Source organism: Christiangramia aestuarii (genome assembly GCF_009735585.1).
Taxonomy (GTDB): domain Bacteria; phylum Bacteroidota; class Bacteroidia; order Flavobacteriales; family Flavobacteriaceae; genus Christiangramia; species Christiangramia aestuarii.
Window position 1 is genome coordinate 208,931 of sequence record NZ_VJVW01000003.1, and the last position, 19,929, is coordinate 228,859.

At 41.9% G+C, this 19,929-nt stretch carries 18 protein-coding genes; 7 read left to right on the plus strand and 11 right to left on the minus strand.

Going from position 1 to position 19,929, the window contains the following annotated elements; genetic code table 11:
* On the plus strand, window positions 1-597 hold the full coding sequence (gene folE / locus FLP08_RS08850; RefSeq protein ID WP_156276059.1) for a GTP cyclohydrolase I FolE: 597 nt from the start codon (window positions 1-3) through the stop codon (window positions 595-597).
* Window positions 598-642: 45 nt separating this feature from the next.
* The gene (locus FLP08_RS08855) at window positions 643-945 is read left to right on the plus strand and encodes a hypothetical protein (protein WP_156276061.1); all 303 of its coding nucleotides are present in this window, start codon (window positions 643-645) and stop codon (window positions 943-945) included.
* 60 nt (window positions 946-1,005) lie between these two features.
* Here the strand turns inward: FLP08_RS08855 and FLP08_RS08860 are convergent, their stop codons facing one another.
* From FLP08_RS08860 to FLP08_RS08895, 8 genes are all read right to left on the minus strand, one after another.
* Complete coding sequence (locus FLP08_RS08860; RefSeq protein WP_156276063.1) at window positions 1,006-3,291, minus strand: TonB-dependent receptor; 2,286 nt, start codon at window positions 3,289-3,291, stop codon at window positions 1,006-1,008.
* Window positions 3,292-3,334: 43 nt separating this feature from the next.
* The gene (locus tag FLP08_RS08865) at window positions 3,335-3,652 is read right to left on the minus strand and encodes a hypothetical protein (protein WP_156276065.1); all 318 of its coding nucleotides are present in this window, start codon (window positions 3,650-3,652) and stop codon (window positions 3,335-3,337) included.
* A 2-nt stretch (window positions 3,653-3,654) separates the two neighbouring features.
* Window positions 3,655-3,960, minus strand: coding sequence for a DUF6787 family protein (locus FLP08_RS08870; protein WP_156276067.1), 306 nt, complete (start codon window positions 3,958-3,960; stop codon window positions 3,655-3,657).
* Window positions 3,961-3,989: 29 nt separating this feature from the next.
* Window positions 3,990-4,418: a DUF6146 family protein gene (locus FLP08_RS08875; protein ID WP_156276069.1), complete on the minus strand. Its 429-nt coding sequence runs from the start codon at window positions 4,416-4,418 to the stop codon at window positions 3,990-3,992.
* Window positions 4,419-4,457: 39 nt separating this feature from the next.
* A complete protein-coding gene (locus FLP08_RS08880) occupies window positions 4,458-5,081 on the minus strand; it encodes a DUF937 domain-containing protein (RefSeq protein WP_156276071.1) in 624 nt (207 codons plus the stop codon).
* Window positions 5,082-5,137: 56 nt separating this feature from the next.
* Entirely contained in the window at window positions 5,138-6,106 is a 969-nt protein-coding gene (locus tag FLP08_RS08885; protein ID WP_156276073.1) for a D-2-hydroxyacid dehydrogenase, read from the minus strand.
* 24 nt (window positions 6,107-6,130) lie between these two features.
* Complete coding sequence (serC, locus tag FLP08_RS08890; RefSeq protein ID WP_156276075.1) at window positions 6,131-7,195, minus strand: 3-phosphoserine/phosphohydroxythreonine transaminase; 1,065 nt, start codon at window positions 7,193-7,195, stop codon at window positions 6,131-6,133.
* Window positions 7,196-7,263: 68 nt separating this feature from the next.
* Window positions 7,264-8,322 carry an acyl-CoA reductase gene (locus FLP08_RS08895; protein WP_156276077.1) on the minus strand — a complete coding sequence of 353 codons (1,059 nt, stop codon included), beginning with the start codon at window positions 8,320-8,322 and terminating at the stop codon, window positions 7,264-7,266.
* A 141-nt stretch (window positions 8,323-8,463) separates the two neighbouring features.
* Between FLP08_RS08895 and FLP08_RS08900 the strand changes: the two genes are divergently transcribed.
* Window positions 8,464-8,814, plus strand: a complete 351-nt coding sequence (locus FLP08_RS08900; RefSeq protein ID WP_156276079.1) for a 4Fe-4S dicluster domain-containing protein — start codon at window positions 8,464-8,466, stop codon at window positions 8,812-8,814.
* 55 nt (window positions 8,815-8,869) lie between these two features.
* Here the strand turns inward: FLP08_RS08900 and FLP08_RS08905 are convergent, their stop codons facing one another.
* Window positions 8,870-9,748 (minus strand): AraC family transcriptional regulator, encoded by an 879-nt coding sequence (locus FLP08_RS08905; RefSeq protein WP_156276081.1) that lies wholly within the window; start codon window positions 9,746-9,748, stop codon window positions 8,870-8,872.
* Window positions 9,749-9,966: 218 nt separating this feature from the next.
* Here FLP08_RS08905 and FLP08_RS08910 point away from each other — a divergent pair, with 218 nt between their 5' ends.
* On the plus strand, window positions 9,967-10,551 hold the full coding sequence (locus tag FLP08_RS08910) for a T9SS type A sorting domain-containing protein (RefSeq protein WP_156276083.1): 585 nt from the start codon (window positions 9,967-9,969) through the stop codon (window positions 10,549-10,551).
* A gap of 63 nt (window positions 10,552-10,614) precedes the next feature.
* On the opposite strand, the gene FLP08_RS08915 is transcribed toward FLP08_RS08910, so the two are convergent.
* Entirely contained in the window at window positions 10,615-11,895 is a 1,281-nt protein-coding gene (locus FLP08_RS08915) for a carboxypeptidase-like regulatory domain-containing protein (protein WP_156276085.1), read from the minus strand.
* 191 nt (window positions 11,896-12,086) lie between these two features.
* Here FLP08_RS08915 and FLP08_RS08920 point away from each other — a divergent pair, with 191 nt between their 5' ends.
* On the plus strand, window positions 12,087-12,824 hold the full coding sequence (locus FLP08_RS08920; protein WP_156276087.1) for a class I SAM-dependent methyltransferase: 738 nt from the start codon (window positions 12,087-12,089) through the stop codon (window positions 12,822-12,824).
* Between the two features lie 124 nt (window positions 12,825-12,948).
* The gene (locus FLP08_RS08925; RefSeq protein WP_156276089.1) at window positions 12,949-14,145 is read left to right on the plus strand and encodes a hypothetical protein; all 1,197 of its coding nucleotides are present in this window, start codon (window positions 12,949-12,951) and stop codon (window positions 14,143-14,145) included.
* A gap of 1 nt (window position 14,146) precedes the next feature.
* Here the strand turns inward: FLP08_RS08925 and treS are convergent, their stop codons facing one another.
* On the minus strand, window positions 14,147-17,464 hold the full coding sequence (gene treS, locus FLP08_RS08930) for a maltose alpha-D-glucosyltransferase (RefSeq protein ID WP_156276091.1): 3,318 nt from the start codon (window positions 17,462-17,464) through the stop codon (window positions 14,147-14,149).
* Between the two features lie 250 nt (window positions 17,465-17,714).
* Here treS and FLP08_RS08935 point away from each other — a divergent pair, with 250 nt between their 5' ends.
* A complete protein-coding gene (locus tag FLP08_RS08935; protein WP_156276093.1) occupies window positions 17,715-19,877 on the plus strand; it encodes a prolyl oligopeptidase family serine peptidase in 2,163 nt (720 codons plus the stop codon).
* Window positions 19,878-19,929: the final 52 nt, after the last annotated feature.

The following is a 19,929-nucleotide window of genomic DNA, read 5'->3' on the forward strand; positions in this document are numbered from 1 at the left end:
ATGTCTTATAATTTTTTTGAAGAATATAATGAAGAGATCACCGGTGATCTTAAAAAGAACTACCGTGATATCATCAAAGGAGTTGGAGAGGATCCGCAGCGCGAAGGGGTGCTGAATACTCCAGAAAGGGCTGCGAAAGCTATGCAGTTCTTAACCCAGGGTTATACTATGGATGCCGAGGAGATCCTAAGAAAAGCGGTATTCCAGGAAACCTATGATGAAATGGTGGTGGTAAAAGATATAGAACTCTATTCCCTCTGTGAGCATCATATGCTTCCCTTTTTCGGAAAGGCCCATATTGCCTATATACCTAACGGAAAGATCGTTGGATTAAGCAAGTTGCCCAGGGTGGTAGACGTGTTCGCTCGCAGATTGCAGGTACAGGAACGTTTAACCAATGATATTCTGGAATGCCTGAACAATACTTTAAAACCCCAGGGGGTGGCGGTAGTGATCGAGGCAGTGCATTTATGTATGATGATGCGAGGGGTGCAAAAGCAAAATAGTGCGACCACAACCTCGGGTTTTAGAGGGCAATTCAAACAGATCGAGACGCGAAACGAGTTCCTGAAACTCATCAGCTCAGACCTTAAATAGGGAATTGGCACCTTTTTTGATTTCTCTTGGTTAAAAATCAAGAAAATGAAAATATTCACAAATAAAACCTTTATTAAAGGCCTTGCCTACGACCTTGCAGGTATGGCCACAGTAGCGATCCCGGTAATTGGACCTTTTCTGGACCTTATCTGGGCACCATACGCAGCTAAAAAAATGAGTGAAATGTATCCCGGAAGAAAAGGCAAACTGGCCTCCGTTCTGGTCTTCCTCGAAGAAATACTGCCGGGAACCGATATTATACCAACTTTTACCCTGATGTACCTGTACACATATGTATGGAAGAAAGAGCCTCTAAGGCCTCAGGTAATAGAAGTTGAAAGTTATTAGTGTTTGCTAATTTAGTTGAAGGATAGGCTGTCAGGGAAATTCCCTGACAGCCTTTTTTAATTACAGCTTTATCGCTGCTGAAGCCATGAAATTACGGCCTATATTCTGTATTCCATCCGGCTTAAGCCTGGAAAGATGTGAGATATAAGACTTGTTCAGAAGGTTATTAGCGTTCAGGTTTATGCTTAGAACAGATTTTCCTAAAGCAATGCTGGTACCTAAACCTGCTCCCAACAAACCGTAACCTGGTGTTGCTGTTTCAAACTGTCCCGGATTATCCTGATCAAAAACGTTTTTTAAACGTATAAAGGCAAATTTCTTCTGGAAAAGCTGTCCCGAATCAAATTCCACCCTAAGGGTATTCGTCCAGGAATTAGCGGGAATAAGCGGCAGATATTCAGTATCGTTTAATTTGCCGGTCACGGTTTCAAAACTGCTTTCCAGGTGCAGCCAGTCAAGGGGGTGGGGATGTATATGAAAACCAATTTCACCTCCGTATAATCTTGCGTCGTCCTGTTCATATTCAAAAACTGCGGCCTCATCGATAATTTCTCCGGTAGGATTAATATAGATGTAATCACTAATCGAATTATGGAAGGCATTTACAAAGGCTTCAAAATGCTGGTTCCTGTATTCAAAGGCCAGGTCTACCTGGAAATTCTGCTCATTATCCAGTTCAGGATTACCTATTTCATAACGGTTCGCTCCGTGGTGAACTCCATTAGAAGTAAGTTCTGATAGGTTAGGTGCACGGAAACCGCTTGCCAGATTAAGCCTTGCTATGAACTTTTGGTCTATATGGAATTTAGCTCCAAGCGCTCCGTTAAAGCTGTTGAATTTCCTGTCTACAGCCTCAATCATATCTCCATCTTCGGTAGTATAGGCTTTGGTTTCCAGCTTTCTATGGTCATACCTTAATCCGCCCTGGAAATCCCAGTTCTCAAGATGATAATGTGTGGTAGCAAATATTCCAAAATCTCTGGTGTCTGCATCTGGGATCAATAGTTCTTCGCCAAAGTTCTCATTGGTCTGGAACATTCCCTGTACCCCGGCAATGGTCTCAAAATTGCCTAATTTGGGCAGGTTGTATTTTAAGTTATAGTTCAGGGTTTCCAGGTGCATTTCCAGAGCAGGTTCCGTGTCTCCATGTTCTTCATGCTCTTCCTCGTGCTCCTCTTCATGTTCTTCTTCGTGTTCACCTTCGTGCTCTTCTTCATGCTCATGGTGTTCCTCGAATTCTTTCCTGTTATTGAACTGGTATCCAACTTTGAAATCTATACTTGAATTTCTGAAATAAAAACGGTTATCCAGGCTCAGTACGTGATTATCTATAAGCTGGTAGGGAAGTAGCGGTTCTTTATCTGTAGATTGAAGTCCAACCTCTTCTGGAATTCCAATTTCACTTTGGTTATAGTTATACCTAAGGTCTGCCTTGTACTTATTATCCTGAAAACCAATTCCGGCCTTCAGGTCCTTTTCGTTAAATCTGGTATTGGTCACCCTGCTGTCGCTTCCGGTCTCATAATCACTATGTGCAGCGTAACTTCCACGGGCAAGAAATTTCAACTTATCTCCTGAAGTTTGGGCCATAAGGCTTCCCTGGTAACCCAGGGTGTTACTGTAGTAATCTGCCTCAAATTCAGCATTGGTGGTATGAGGTCCGGCGTAGGTTTCCGGATTTAAATAGAGGACACCGCCAATAGCATCGCTTCCATAGAGAAGAGAGGCCGGGCCTTTAATTACCTCGACACTTCCAATTCCCTTAGAACTAATACCAAGGCCATGTTCATCACCGTATTGCTGATTTTCCAGTCGCACTCCCTGGGTATAGACCAGAACCCTGTTGGAACTTAGGCCACGAATTACCGGTTTACCAATTCCTATCCCTGTGGTGAGACTTTCAACTCCCGCGATCTGGGTGATACCGTCTGAAAGTGTGATTGCTCCTTTCCGGTTAAGTTCTGAAAGGCTTTCTCTTTCGACCTTCATAACATTTTCGCTTTGCAACTGGTGGAATGGAGTAGAGACAATTACCTCTTCCATTTCAATTGCTGAAGGCTTCAATTCTATGCTAAGGGATGTTGAAGGTATTTGGATATCCTGAGAATATGAGGCGTATCCAATTGAAGAAACCAAAATTCTGTATTCACCTTCTGGTAGATTCTTGAGATTGAAATTACCTTCCATATCGGTCATGGTTCCCTTCTCAAGTTTAGGGAAATAAATATTTGCACTAAATACAGGCTCTCCGGTGGTTACATCTTTTACGGTACCTGAGACTTCATTCTGGCTAAACAAATAGCCGTTTACTGCCAATAGCAGTATGCTTAAAAATTTTAATCGCATGAAAAAATTTTAAATGATTTAATTATTGCTCTTTAATTCTGGGTTAAGCAATAGCTGGTGGACCGCGCAGATTGAAGTTTAGCGGTTCGTAATCATTTAAAAACTGGTAATAATTGAATATGCCTGTAGTTCTAACTTCTGTTGGAAGCGGTACATATTTTGGGTAATCAAGTTTGAGAGCCGGATTCTTATGAAATTTATGCAGCTCACAATCTACAGATTTGGTATGGTAGTGGTGCTCGGCATAATTATCACATAGCTTATGGGAATGCTCTGAAAATATATGAGAAAAACTTACCACCGATGGCAGCAGGATCAAAGCTGCTGAAATAACAAGTAGTATGTTTTTAATTGGTTGCAATCTTAACTTTTAAAAGCTTTAGACATCCCTAGCCTGCTAAGCATTTTTTTCTCGAATGCCCAGAAAAACTTGAACTGGCCAAATATCCAGCCAAAACTAACTAAAAGAACCTGATAAATTGGGAAAATGAGAAATATTCTCGCTGCCCAGTAAAGGCTCCAGTGACTATTCTCCTGCGTAATCCCTAAAAGGCTTACCAAAGGAGAGGCAAGCTTAGCTGCTGTAGATCCGGTAATTGCAAAAACCAGCAAAATGATGAATAATTGCGAATTAGAATCTATGCCCCAACGATCTTTCAATTTTTTCATGCTGCAAATATACAGATTTGATTAAAGAATCAAATTCTTGTAGGTATAGTAAATCGCTGGTTATAATGTCGACTGAAATAAACAAAATAATTATAGAGAAGGTAATTCACTTCATAGCCGTAATCTATATTCGGTTCATAATTGATCTCGTTAAGGTATAGGTTAGGATCATATCTTTGTGGCTGGGTCACGCGCTGGTTATATTCAGGTACCAGTAAGCGGTTCTTGTTTTCAAGATAATTTTGAGAATAAAAACCTCTGGGCCTGGCATAAGAATTAATGAACAGGTTAAAGCCCGGTTCAATAATAATGATCTCGTACTCCAGGCTATCGTTGGCGATCCTAACTGTGTCATTTTCAGCATCGGCAATCTTTCCTGATGGAAAGTTTTTCACGCCAGAAGAGCCGCAGCTATACACGAAAAGGGCCAGCAGGGCGATATATATAAAATTCTTCATAGTTGAGTTTAGTAGGTTAAAAACAAAAATTATACCCGTTTATTTTCCGCCGGTAAATCCTCCCAGGATACTGCCATCAGATTTGCCAGGTTTTCCGCCGCCAAGGATCATGGCCCCGATATCATCTATCACACTGCCATCACCATCGCGATCAAGCAGCGTTTCCAAAAAAGAGTTATCGTGCTTTGAATTACTTCCCAGGACGGAGCCCAATAGCTCTCCCAGCCCATCCCTGCCAACATTGTCTTTCTTTTTCTGGCTTCCCAAAATGGATAAAAGCAGGGGAGCAGCCATTTTGAGGATGGTACTAAGATTTTCCTGGTTCATATTAAGCGCTGAACTAAGTCCCGTAGACACGTTTTCTTCGCGTTCACCTAAAATATGCTTAACGATCTTAGACCCTTCAGTTTGAAGGTAATTCGGATCCAGGTTCTTCGACCTTTCAAAAAGAGAGCCATCATGCTTATCGCTGGTGAGTGCTTCCAGTATGCTGCTGGCCCCATCAGCAGATCGGGCATTATTTTTTAACGCTCCCAGCAATACCGGCAAAGCCATACCCAGAGCCGCCGTGACGTCTTCTTCTTTTTCAGAAGTTTTCTTACTGGCCGCGCTGATTAAAGATTTTCCTGTGGGTGTATTTAAAATATCAAGAATTGATGCCATGATGAAAGTTTTAGATTTCGCACCTAGAATTTACGAAAATTCAAAGGCATGGAATTCTAATTTTCCTTTTTTTCTTTCTTTAAAATTGAAATGATCTGCTCCGCAAGTTCAACCCCAATTCGTTCCTGGGCTTCATTAGTGGCTGCACCAATATGCGGACTCAGCGAGATGCTTTCGTTCATCAGTAATTTGATGGCAGGTGAAGGTTCATTCTCAAAAGTATCAAGTGCCGCAAAGGCAACCTTTCCAGATTCTATGGCATCTAGCAGAGCTTCTTCATCAAGAACTCCACCACGGGCCGCATTGATAATGCCTACACCGTCTTTCATTTTTTCTATCTCCCTGGCGCCAATTACGGGTTTGTCCTGTGCCGGCACATGCAGGGTAATAAAATCTGAATCCTTGATAAGCATATCTACAGGTTCAGTTTTAATTGGGATCTTGATGGTCTGGTGGTTATAGAACTCAAGGGTGATCTCGGCTTCTCCCACGTTCTGGTCGCTGGCGATCACTTTCATTCCAATTCCCAGTGCAATTTTGGCCACTTCCTTACCAATTCTTCCGAAGCCAACGATTCCCAGGGTTTTCCCCCTAAGTTCCGTTCCGCCGGCATATGATTTTTTCAACTCCTTGAACCTGGAATCACCCTCTAAAGGCATATTCCTGTTGGCATCATGTAGTTTTCTCACCCCGCCAAACAAATGGGCAAATACGAGCTCGGCAACAGAGCTTGAAGAAGCAGAGGGAGTATTTATCACGGCAATTCCCTTGCTTCTGGCATATTCAACGTCTATATTATCCATGCCTACACCTCCGCGGCCGATTACCTTGAGGTGAATGCAATTATCTATGATGTCTTTACGAACTTCAGTAGCACTTCTTACCAAAAGGACACTTATTCCATTCTTGTTGAGAAAATCCTTTAACTGGTCCTGTGCTACTTTTTTTATGATCACTTCAAAACCGGCATTTTTAAGTGTTTCTGCTCCACTTTTTGAAATGCCGTCGTTTGCTAATACTTTCATTCTTGAGATCTTCTGTATTTAGATTTAAACGTTCTTTTCAAGATCGCGCATAAGGTCTACTACCAGCTGCACGCTTTCCAGGGGAAGGGCATTATACATCGAAGCCCTGTAACCACCAACACTTCTATGACCGTTAATTCCATTTACCCCGGCTGCTTTCCACATTTTATCGAAGGTTTCTTTATGCGATTCATCTACCAGGTTGAAGGTAGCGTTCATTAGGGAGCGATCCTCCTTGGCTGCAAAACCTTTAAATAGTGGATTTCTGTCAATTTCAGCATAGATCAGTTCTGCCTTTTTATTGTTTTCGGCTTCAATAGCTTTTATCCCTCCCTGGGCCTTTAACCATCTTAGAGTAAGCATAGAAACATATACCGCGTAAACCGCAGGGGTATTGAACATGCTTTCCTTGGCGATATGCGTGGCATAGTCCATCATGGACGGGATCTCCCTGGAAACCTTTCCAAGGATATCCTCTTTAACCACCACTAAAGTAGTCCCGGCCGGTCCCATATTCTTTTGCGCTCCGGCATAGATCAGGTCGAATTTGGAAAAATCCAGCTCCCTTGAAAAGATATCACTGCTCATGTCACAAACCAAAGGTTTGTCTGTAGCAGGGAATTCCTTCATCTGTGTTCCGAAGATGGTGTTATTACTGGTGCAATGGAAATAATCTGCATCGCTCGGGATAGAGTAGGACTTAGGGATATAATTGAAATTCTTATCTTTTGAAGAAGCCACTTCCTCTACCTCTCCAAACAGTTTTGCTTCTTTGATGGCTTTGCTAGACCAGGTTCCGGTATTAAGATATGCCGCTTTCTTTTCCAGCAGGTTGTAAGCTACCATTAAGAACTGCATGCTGGCACCTCCCTGAAGAAAAAGTGCTTTATAGCCCTTATCCTTTAATCCGAGTAATTCCAGGGCCAGGGATTGAGCCTCTTCCATTACCGAAACAAAGTCTGCGCTTCGGTGAGAGATCTCTAAAATGGAAAGCCCGGAATTATTGAAATCTAAGATAGCCTGAGAGGCTTCCTGGAATACTTCCTGAGGCAGAATGCAGGGACCCGCGCTAAAATTGTGTTTTTTCATAAAATTATAGTTGGTTAAAGCAAAGATGCCAAAATTTGAATGCTTTCGCTGTTATGAAAAGCATAAGATTAAAGTATAGATAAAAAGTCTATGGTATCTATATTATCGGCGTAATCCCAAAGCTGAGGCTTCTGGGTATGGCCAAATTTCACCTCTTTTTTTCCGGGATGCAATTTTACCACGCACTGTATCTTTTCTGAATGTTCTTCCAGGTTTTTCTCGAGTTCGGTTTCATCTGAATAGATTTCATAGAATAAAGTAGCGATGGGTGAGCCAAAGTTCTTATCCTCTTTGAGCATTAGGAAGCCGTTATCCAGCAATTTGAATTCGCTCATCAAATAGACCGCCTTGTTATAGTCGTAATTATTGGCATATTTCTCCCGATTGATTATCGGGTTCCATTCATAGATCGCCTGGAAGAAATTATCGAAGTTATAATCCTTGGGAATATATAGCTTAGAAACGTTCCTGCAGCCTAAACCGTAATACCTGAAAATGTCTTCTCCCAGTTTTGCCAGTTCTTCTTTGGTCTCATTTCCTGTAATGATTGCAACAGAATTTCTGTTCTTCCTTATGATACTTGGCTTTCCCTTAAAGTAATACTCGAAATACCTGGCCGTATTATCACTTCCGGTAGCGATCACAGCATCAAAATCTTCTAATTTACCCTTGGTGAATTCAATACGGTTTTCGTAGCGGCTATCCAGGTTCATAAGATAGGCAGCGATCACTGGAAGAAGCTGTTTGTCATGCGAAGACTGCTTGACCAGGACTTTGTGATTAGAAACCAGGACCGAAATGAAATCATGAAACCCTACCAGCGGAATATTACCAGCCATCACGATTCCCACGGTCTTTCCGCCACTTTGATTTAAATTATAGTCTCCCAGCCACCATTTCAGATTTTGGGGAGTAAGAGCTTCACTCCATTGTTGCAGGGCAAATATTATATTTTCCCTCGTAAACCAGCCATTGTAATGAATGGCGTTATCTATCTTTTGATCAAAGTCTTCAAAGAACCTATCGTTGCCGGGAATTTCTTCATCTTTTTTTGATCCGGTTACCTGAAATTGCTTGAGGAATTTACCTAATGTTACCAGATGTGATTTATGGTCGTCGATTGTCATCGTCTTATTTGGTTATGAATATGGCCTATGTTAAATTTGTGCAGCGAAATTAAAGTTTCCATGGCTTAAAACCATAAAATTTCCTAAAAGCCACCGGTCTTTTTTCGTTCAGTTTTTAAATTTACAAATAAAAGAAGAGCTATGGCAATTGTAATAACCGATGAATGCATCAACTGCGGGGCCTGTGAGCCGGAATGCCCGAATACGGCAATTTACGAAGGTGCAGATGACTGGCGCTATGCAGATGGTACCGATCTTGAAGGTGAAGTAGTACTTCCCGGCGGAAAGGAAGCCAATGCAAACGAAGCCCAGGAGCCACTTAGTGATGAGATCTACTATATTGTTCCAGATAAATGTACCGAATGTAAAGGTTTCCATGAGGAGCCTCAATGTGCAGCAGTGTGCCCTGTAGACTGCTGTGTGCCAGATGATGAGCATGTGGAAAGCGACGAAGAGCTGTTGGCAAAACAACGCTTTATGCACCACGAATAAGAAATAAACATTTTAAAATTCAGATCCCGGGCCTTTGGTACCGGGATTTTTATTTTCAGGAAACGCTGAACTTTAGCTCATTGCGGTAGGTGGAAGGTGATTTGCCGGTAAAGGACTTGAACAGTTTATTGAAATGGCTGAAGTTATTGAAGCCGCTCTCAAAACACACCTCTGTAATACTTATATGTTTTTCGTGAAGTAGTTTAGCCGCATGGGCCAGCCTGTATTCATTCACGAAGCGGGTAAAGGTCTTACCGGTGATCTTTTTGAAATACCTGCAAAAGGCAGGATTGGTCATGCTTACTTTCTCGCTGATCTCATCCAGACTTATCGGCCGGGTAAATTCTTCCTTTACAAAATTGAAAATAATATTGATACGGTCGTTGTCCTGATAACTGGTTTCCAGGATAAAGCCAGTGGCATTCAGAATCGTGTAATTCTCGGCTTTCTCCAGTTGTTTCAAAATTTTAAAGAGGCTCATCAGCCTGCCAAAAGCATCCATATCTTTTAAGCTTTCGATCTTCGCTCCCAGGCTTCTTTTTGTTTGCCCGTGAAAAACGATCCCTTTTTTGGCTCTCTCAAGTAAAGCCTGTATGCTTTTCATTTCCGGGGCATGGAAGAAACCTTCACCCAGCATTTCTTCCCTGAACTGTATGACCGATTCGCGCTCATGGCCGGTAAGACAATCTGTAAAAGAACAATGCGGGAGCAGGGAGCCAATAAGAATGAGGTCCCCGTTTCTATAATATGAAATATGGCTTCCTATCTGCCTTTTACCGCAACCACCATTTACATATACCAGTTCCACCTCTGGATGATAATGCCAGAACGTAGGTTTTTTATGCTCGGGATCACTATGGTAGGTTCTATAGGAAAAAGAACTGCCAAATCCCGGTTCTATCTTTTCAAGTGTTGGTTTGTTTCCCGTCCCCATAATCCGCTATTAATGATATAAATATACTCACAAGACCCTGCCCGGTTTTATACAAAATTACCATTAAAGTGTACAATATTAACCGAAATCGTTTTCAGTAAAATCCTGAAGGTTAATTTAATACATAAATTGGATTATCTGCTACTATCCTTGAGCCGGGAATCTGCCTAATTTCATATTGAATTTTTAATCGCAGTTCTAACTTAAAACTAAAGATTATGAAAAGGACATTCAAAAACTTATTAATGCTGCTGTTGTTTGTGGGAACATTCACCGCAATGGCTAACGACGGTTTAGATCTGAAGGTGAACCAAGAGCAAAGCCTGATCGTAGAAGTAAAGAAGAATCAGAAGGGAGCAATTTTAAGCCTCAGGGACGAACAGGGGGAAATAGTGTTCAAGGATTTTGTCAATGATGCAGATGAATATACCAAGGTTCTTAATTTCACTAACCTGCCAGTAGGAGAATATTCCTTCATTCTGGAAAAGGAATTCAGTATTTCCACGAGTAAGATCAGGAAAAATGAAGAAAATATTCAAATCCTGGAGGATTCTTATGTGTTGGTTTTTAAGCCTTTATATAAGCAACGCGAAGAAAAAGTGCTGTTATACCTTGCAAATCCTGAAGAAAATAGGGTAGTAATTAAAATTTTTGATAAATTTGGCGTGCTTGTGGGCGAAATTAGTTGTAGAGATGTTGTGATAAAGCGCACTCTGGATTTTTCAAAAGTACCCCCGGGTAGTTATTTTGTTGAGATTAAAACGAAAACCGACAATTTTAGCCACAGGTTAAATGTTGGATAAATTGAATTTTGGCTAATTCAAATAAAAAAACCCTCGCTGTATGATAGCGAGGGTTTTATATTTTTACTCATCGTCCATTTTCCGTTTTATCTTATCTATGGCGTTCTGAATAGATTTTTCGGGTTCGATGATATTATTGCTTCCCCAGAATTCTGCATCGGCAAAACCGGAGACATCATCTACCATGACCACGTTAGGATGGATAAGATCTGCAGACTTCTTCCAGTCGTTGTCGGCATATTCCTGCCAGTCGGTAACCACCATTTCGCTGTTGATCTTATATTTTGAATTAAAGATCTTTCTTTTCCAGTTCACCACGTAATCCATCTGGGCCTTACCATAAGCGTAATGCCACTTGCCATCGTTCTGGGCGTAGTTTACCTGGTAATTAAGCTCGGTAGGATATACCTTAGAACCACTTGGTTTTTTCTTCACGAACATGGCTGCCGCGGCATCCCTGTCATCAACGTTCAGGCTATAATCTGCCTTTACAAGGGTAGAAGTTTCTGCATCGATAAAAAGCTTGCCGTAATACCATGGATCAGATTCGTCTATTTCCTTAAAGTTTACCACGTAGGTATAACGATCGTTGATCTTGGTAGGATCGTCAAAACTGAACTCATAGCTATCTAGCATTTCTGGCCTTAATACATACTCGGTATACTTCATCATATCCAGGTACAGGGTATTGAAGGGGCCTCCACGCAGTTTTAAAGCCACGGTGTCCAGTTTGTCGTAATCTGTACTTTTTCTGGCCTTATAAAGAGACACAAGGTCTTTTTTAGAAGAATTATAAGGGCTCTTATAGATCTTCACGACCGCTTCTGAAAGGCTCACGTTGCTCCAGCCTTTTTTGATGGTTTCCCTGTAAAAGGAGGTCATCAGGCTGTTATCTGAAATATAGTTCACATTTTTTTTGTCCAGCATTTCTTTTACCAGCAAGCTAGGATTCGTGGCCTTGTATAGGCTCACTTCTTCAAGTTCTTCAACAGTTTCGTCCAGTTCTATTCTTGTATTGCTTCCTTTGAAATAAGAAAGCGGAAGAGTTTTGCTCTGGAATCCAAGTACCGAAATGGTAACAGTGGCCTCGGTAAGGTCATCTGGAACTTTCAGGGAAAATTCCCCATCGGCATTTGTGATCGTAGAAATGTTACTGTTGTTCAGGGCAAGGTAAGCTGAAGAGATCGGCCTACCATTTCGGGCATTCACCACTTCACCTTTATATTCCACATACTTGATATCTGAAGGCTGAAATGCAAAACTTTGCACCGCTACAAATAACATACTGAAGAACATCAAAAGGCTTTTGGTGTAGCCATTAAATTTGATATCAAGAATTCTCATAGTGTGATGAATTAAATTTGAATAAACTTATACAATATAATGAATTTTAAGCCTAAAATGATGTGAATCGCTAACAATTTGAAGTAAAGGATTAGGGATATTTTAAAATATACCACTGTTTTTTGCAAATACATTATTATTGCTGATTTTTATTTTTAAATAATCGTCCTAACCTTTAACTCAAAAATATCTTGAAAGACAATTTTTCAACCAGATCTGGAGCATATCGAAAATTCAGACCGGAATATCCACAGGAGGTTTATGAATTTATTCAAAAACATCTGAAGGCTTCAGAACTCGCCTGGGACTGTGGTACCGGAAATGGGCAGGTAGCAGGTAAACTGGCTGAATTTTTTGGAAGAGTAGAGGCTACAGATATAAGTAAGAACCAGATAGCGCATGCCGTAAAAAGGCCGAATATCAATTATTCCATTCAGGCTGCTGAAAATACCAGCTTTCCAAATAATGTTTTCGATCTACTGACGACGGCCCAGGCTTTTCACTGGTTCGATTTCGACCAGTTTTATAGCGAGGTACAACGCTGCTTAAAACCCAATGCCCTCATTGCTATACTGGGATACGGGCTTTTTAGCAGTAAGCCCGCGACAAACCTGGTGATAGAATATTTTTACAATGAGATCATTGGCCCTTACTGGGATCCAGAGAGGAAATATCTGGATGAAGCTTATAAAAGCATTCCGTTTCCTTTTGAGGAGATCGAAACCCCTGGTCTAATCCAATCCTATAACTGGAGCATTGAGCATTTAGTGGGATATCTTAGGACCTGGTCTGCAGTAAAACACTATGAAAGAAAAAATGGAAAAGACCCTGTTGAGTTCATTGAAAAGGATTTGAGAACCAGCTTTGGGAAGAGCAACGAGGTAAATTTTCCTATCCTTTTCAGATTGGGGAAAAACCGGAAAGGCTGATCATTAATTCTACAATTTTCAACAGTCTATACCTCAGCAGGCTATACAAACTCACATTATTTTCAGTGGCATGAAATATGCATCCTGGCCTTGCGTTAATCATGTTGACTAAATCTAAACCTATATGAAGAAAATAATCTTCGTTTTTGCGGCTGTACTTTTCAGCCTTAACATTGCGAACGCACAGATATATGCAGAGAAGCAGAGTGCTACGGTTACCGAGCAGGTATTAAAGGAGCTAAACCGTGAGCGTTCCCTGCTTAGCCAGAACCTGGAATTCAGGATCAAGGAAATAGATTCCAAGATCACCAATCTGGACGAGAGCATCAAGAACACTAATTCTGCTTCAGAAAAAGTTGAAAAATTGCTTGAGAGAGTGAAATACCTGGAAGAAAGGCAGGAGGAGATAGATAAGAATACTATTAGCGTTTATAAATATAATTATAGTTCGGCCGTGCTAAACCTGGCTTCCATGGAAAGAGAGATCAAGCCCCTGAATCTTTTCAATAGTTCCAGGGAGTTCTACACCACCCTGGACGCTGTAGGAAATCCCATGAACTATGAGGGTTACCAGGAGTGGTTCGGGAAGTTCAAACAATATCTTGCCGAAGAGAAGGAGGATGATGCACGTCTTGCTGCGCTAAATCATATGTTGCAGGTAACCGGAGACCTTGCCAAGGGAACTCCTTTTACTGGGATGTTCGCTGGAAGTCTTTTTGACGGGATAAGCCAGTTCATAGGTTCGTTGAACCGGAGAGATAAAGAGTTGAAAGAGCAAAGCATGAAAATGCTTAAACTTACCACCTCCATCGCCCAGTTCACTCACGACAAAGACCTCATAGAGACCGAATGGGAAGGTATCAATAAAAGCCTTAATGAACTGAAGGAGCTTCAGAATAAGGCTATCGATGATAACCTGGTAGAAATTCTGGATATCGACAAAAAAGACTTCAGTAAGAATTTTACCAACGAGACCGATGCCAAGAAGCGTACCCAGTATATCCTGGATATTTCCAAGATCGCCGAAAACAAGATAGTGGAAGAGCGCAAAAGAAACCCAGAAAACTGGAAACAAGAATACCATGACCAGATGCTTAGCGTGCAAAACCTTAAGATCAGGTTTGGAATGCTCACTTTCAGGATCCTGGAGAATCTTAATAAATATGAGAAGCTAATCAATAAATACGAGAACGACCCATATTTAAAGGATGAGATGAAGAACCTGAGATTAAAACTGAACATGGTTCGAAACAGTTTCGAGTCCACTTTTAACCCACAGGAATACATTAGGGCCTCCAACGAAATGTATATCGTTGAGTAGCCTAGAATTCCTTTCTATAATGTTCTAAAATAGCCTTGATGCCCCTTATAGGTATCAGTATCCATTCCTGGCGGTGCTTGATCTCATAATTAAGCTCCGTCAGGGCTTTTTCAAGCAGAAAGGTATGCATTAGGATCTTGAAATCTTCCTGGCTTTTTGGAATATAATCTTTCTTGCCGGCCTTGTCCAAGTATCCTTTAATATAGATTCTGGAAATGTAATAATGCCAGGTTTCTGCCCATTCTTCCAGATCACCTTCCTTACGCTGCTGGTCACTTTCCGGGGACAGAATATTGCTATAAGCGGCATAATGCAGGGATCGAATCATGGCGGCGAGGTCGCGCATCGCTGAACGTCTTATCCTTCGTTCACTAAAGGACTTGGAAGGGTCACCTTCAAAACTGTTCATGATATATTCGCGGCCAGTCCAAAGGATCTGCCGTAAATGGTAGTCTCCATGCGTCCTGATTTTCATCACCGAGATCTTATGATCATAGATCTCCCGGAAACAGCTAAGGATCTCGTTTTTCATACCCAGTATTTCCCTTGCTTCCTCTGCGGTTTCTTCCGGCAGCTGCTCCAGCATGGATTTCAGGTTTTCCAGGCTGTTCCTGGTAAGTGTCTGTAGGCCCGAAAACAGGGATCTCTGGTAATGTAAAGAAGACTCCTCCTTATCAAAATCTTCATCTATGTCATGCTGGGAAAGGGCGTTATGTAATTCTGCCGTGAATTCTCCCAGCTGGTAGATCCTTTCGGGAAGAATAACCCCAGTAAGTTCCTGCATGGCTTCCGGAAAACCTTCAAATCCGATAGGTTGGGTAATATGATTCTCTGGAATGTTTATTTCCAGATCCTTATTAGAGGTAAGTACTTTTTCATAATATCTCTCCAGGGAGTCCTTTACATGCGACCAAACCTCACCCTGGTTTTCGGTGATCTGCTGAAGCATTCCAAAGAAGTAAGGTTTTCCATTGGCCTGGCTATATTTTACGGCTCCCACATATCTGGAGATCTTCTCAAAATCTGTTTTGGTAGAAAGGAATTTAATGGTTTCCACATCCGGATTGAAGGTCTGGTCCAGCCTGCGATATATTTTAAGGATAAATTGATTGTCGTAAGTGATGATGGTTTGCCGCTTTTCGGTGCTTACCAGTTCAGACCTGCATTCTTCGTCCAGTAATTTCATTAGCGGGGTATCGCCGGTAAATTCTAAAGTGCCAGATCCGGTTTTCTTCTTATCCATTTTTTTGAAGCCTTCAATAAGGTATTCCCTGAAATCTTCTGCGTATACCGAATCAAATAAATATCCCTGTTCATCTCCGATTTCCAGTTTAGTGATGATCCCTCTCTTCGGAATTTCATTCAGTAAATTCTCGTTTTCGATGCTCACAAAAGAAATAGGCATTTGGTACAGCTCGGGAAGACCTTCGTTATAGGTAACTTCAAGAACGGTTATTCGTGTAGGCATTTCCCTGATGCCGACCTCGAGGTTTTCTTTTATTTTGATTTCCTGTATGGTCCTTCCGTCGCTCTCGAACCATCTCCTGTGTTGCAGGTAGGGAGGCAGGATCTTGCCAGATAATTGCTGAAGGGTGCGGTTCTTTAGGAGGTTATTCCAATTATCGATCCTTAACTCGGGGATCTTGCTTTCTCCTTCAACTCTTTCTCTTTCCTTCTCCAGGACGAACCAGTAGTAGCCAAAAGGAGACAAGGTGAATAGATAGGGTCTTTCGGTGATCCTTGGGAATTTGTTATGGCTGAAAACCTCGATGGGGGTATGGCCCTTATACTCTTCAAGGTCTAGCTCTGCCGGTTGCGAAAACCTGGAAAGATTGGCCAGTACGAGTATCTTTTCATCTTCATAGGTCCTGGTATAGGCGATGATCTTCGAGTTGGAAGGTGAAAGGAACTCAATATCCCCTCTGCCAAAAGCCTTGTATTTCTTCCTCATCCCAATGACCCTTTTCATCCACCAGAGCAGCGAAGAAGAGATCATCTGCTGGGTTTCAACGTTCACAGATTCATATTTATACTCAGGATCTATGATAAGCGGCAGATATAATTTCTGAGGATTGGCAAGTGAGAAGCCGGCATTACGGTCGGCGGTCCATTGCATGGGTGTTCTCACCCCATCCCGGTCACCCAGGTAGAAATTATCACCCATCCCGATCTCGTCCCCGTAATAAACGATAGGTGTACCCGGGAGGGAGAAGAGAAGAACATTCATTAATTCTATTTTACTCCTGTTATTATCTAATAATGGAGCCAGCCTATGGCGAATACCTACATTGATCTTTGCTTGTGGGTCCTTGGTATAAACTTTATACATATAATCCCTTTCCTCGTCGGTTACCATTTCCAGGGTAAGTTCATCATGATTTCTCAGGAAGATACCCCACTGGCAATTCTCAGGAATTTCCGGCGTCTGATCAATGATATCGATAATGGGATAACGGTCTTCCATTTTAACCGCCATAAACATCCTTGGCATAATGGGGAAATGATAGTTCATATGGCATTCATCTCCATCTCCAAAGTAAGCGGCAGAATCTTCGGGCCACATATTAGCCTCTGCCAGCAGCAATTTATCATCGTAATTTTCATCTACATAAGCCCTAAGTTTTTTCAGAAATTCATGGGTTTGCGGAAGGTTCTCGCAATTGGTATCTTCTCTTTCGAAAAGGTAAGGAACGGCATCCAGGCGAAAACCGTCGACCCCCATTTTACACCAGTAATCCAGTATTTCAAAAACCTCCTGTTGAACTTTTGAATTGTCGAAATTCAGGTCTGGCTGGTGGGAAAAAAACCGGTGCCAGTAATAGGCCTGGGCTTCAGAATCCCAACTCCAGTTAGAGGGCTCAGTATCTGTGAAAATGATACGTGCATCCTTATACTTGTGTGGATCATCGCTCCAAACGTAATAATCCCTTTCTTCAGTACCTTCCGGCGCCTTTCTTGCCCTCTGGAACCAGGGGTGCTGATCTGAGGTATGGTTAATTACCAGCTCTGTGATCACCTTTAGTCCACGGCTATGGGCTTCTTCGATAAAATTCTTGAAATCTTCCACGTTTCCATAAGAAGGGTTGATGGAATAATAATCGGCGATATCGTAGCCATCATCCCTTAGTGGTGATGGGTAGAAAGGGAGCAGCCAGATCGCAGTGACCCCCAAATCTTCCAGGTAATCCAGTTTCTGCATAAGACCTTCAAAATCACCGATTCCGTCACCATTGCTGTCGAAAAAGGCTTTTATATGTAGTTCATAGATAATAGCGTCTTTATACCAATAGTTTTCTTTGGAATTGCTGTGATCGGTCATTTAGTTAGTTTAAAGGATTGTATATCAAAATTGTATATGCTTAAATTTAAAGAATATGCCGGCCTCTTCAGTTAAAAAAATATTAAAGCCCGCGAAGCTTATTCACGTATCTAAGCTATCCCTGCAACTGAATTTAAATTCTAACTTGTTGTAATTCAGTTAAATTACTATATTTATAGACTACCCTATAGCTTTCCCCCCAGATCTCAACCTTAGAGGTATTTAAATTATTCACTAAAACTATCAGATTATGAAAAGACAGATATTCATTCTGTTCCTGCTTGCGCCGTTTTTCGTCATCGGCCAGCAGATCGTGAAACCAGAAAAAGCTGAACCAGAAAAAGTGGTAGACGATTATCACGGCATCAAAGTGGAAGATCCATACAGGTATATGGAGAATCTTGACGATCCTGAGGTCATCAACTGGATGAAGGCCAATACGAATTACGCCGAGGCCGTCCTCGACGCCATCCCGGGCAAGCAGGAGATGATCAAGAAGATCAAGGAAATGGATAGTAGGACCGCGTCCAGGGTCAACAACCTTAATATCACCAGCAATGACCTGTACTATTATCTTAAGACCAGGCCGGAAGACCAGACGGGGAAGTTATACTTCAGAAAAGGTTACGAAGGCCAGGAAAGCCTGTTGTTGGATCCAGATAAATACAAGGCCGACTCGGGAAAAACATATACGATCTCTTCGGTAAACCCCGATAGAATGGGAAATAAGGTTGGTGTAATCTTAGCGCCAGATGGTTCTGAAAATGGGGAGCTTGTGGTACTGGACCAGTCGGGAAAACAAATGGGGGAAACCCTCGAACTGGTGGAGGGAATGTACTGGACGGCGGATGAAAATTCCCTTTACTATCTAAAATTGAATTCTCCTGATATTTCAGATATGCAGCGTCAGCTGAATTTGAAAGTGTACGAACACAAACTGGGAACAAGCCAGTCGGAAGATAAGGAAGTTCTTTCCAGCGCCCATAATCCTGAACTGAACATCAAACCAGAAGAGATACCTATCCTCATGTATGACAAGGAAATGGATCTGAATTTCGGGATCATCGTTACTGTAGACAGGGCGATAAAATTATATATGAACAATAAGGACCTCTCTGGGGAATGGAAGCAATTAACCGCCCCAAAGGATAAGGTTAAGGATTTCAGGGCAAATTCTTCACATATATATTATCTCACTTTCAAGGATGCGCCTAATTTCAAGATAATGAAAGCCTCAAAAAGTGATCCTGCATTTTCGAATGCGCAACTGGCAGTGGCCGAACCTGATCTAGGCCCGATTGATGATTTCAGCCTCACCGAAGACGGTATTTTTTATACGGTTAAAACCAATGGGGTAGAAACCAGGTTCTTTTATAAGTCATTTGACAATGATGTAGCCCGGGAAATTAAATTACCCAAGACCGCAGGCTCTGCCTATATGGAATCTAAAGGACCGTCTCATGATGATATCTGGGTGACCATCACCGGTTGGACCACGCCCGGGAAAAGGTATAAGTATAATGTAGATTCGAACGAATTCATTGATCAGCCAATGTCTTCGGAAGCCGAGTATCCCGAACTTGAAGACCTCGTGGTAAAAGAGATAATGGTAAAGTCTCACGACGGGGTAGAGGTGCCTGTTTCTATAATACATAATAAAAATGTAAAACTCGACGGTTCTAATCCAACCACTATGTATAGTTACGGTTCCTACGGAATTTCTACCGGGCCATTTTTCAGTCCTTTGCTGCTGGTGCATACCCTTTACGGGGGCATTTTCGTGGTGCCGCATGTTCGGGGTGGAGGTGAACTAGGAGATGCCTGGCACAGGGCCGGTCAGAAGGCCAACAAACCCAATACCTGGAAAGATGCCATAGCCACCGCTGAATACCTGGTTGATAAGGGATATACCAAACCGGAAAAACTATCTTTCTTCGGGGGCAGTGCCGGCGGAATTCTGGTGGGAAGAGCTGTTACCGAAAGGCCTGATCTATTTTCTGCAGTTGCACCATTGGTTGGAGCAATGAATACTGTAAGAATGGAAGAAAGCCCTAACGGACCGGTGAATGCTCCTGAGTTTGGAACGGTCAAGGATGAAGAAGAATTCAAGGCATTGCTGGAAATGGATTCTTATCACCATTTAAAGGAAGGGACCGAGTATCCGGCGATGCTCATTACATCGGGGATGAACGATCCAAGAGTAATTGCTTGGGAGCCAGCCAAGTTCGCAGCAAAGGCCCAGATGGTAAATACCTCAGATGAGCCTATTCTATTACTAACAGATTTTGACAGTGGTCATGGAATTGGAGATACTAAAGAAGAGAATTTTGAAAAATTCGCTAATATTTTTTCCTTTTTCTTCTGGCAGGCAGGACATCCAAAATTCCAGCCACCGGCAGATCTTATAGATTAGTTCAATTAAACTATGGCATAAAAAAAGCGGGAATATTTTCCCGCTTTTTTTT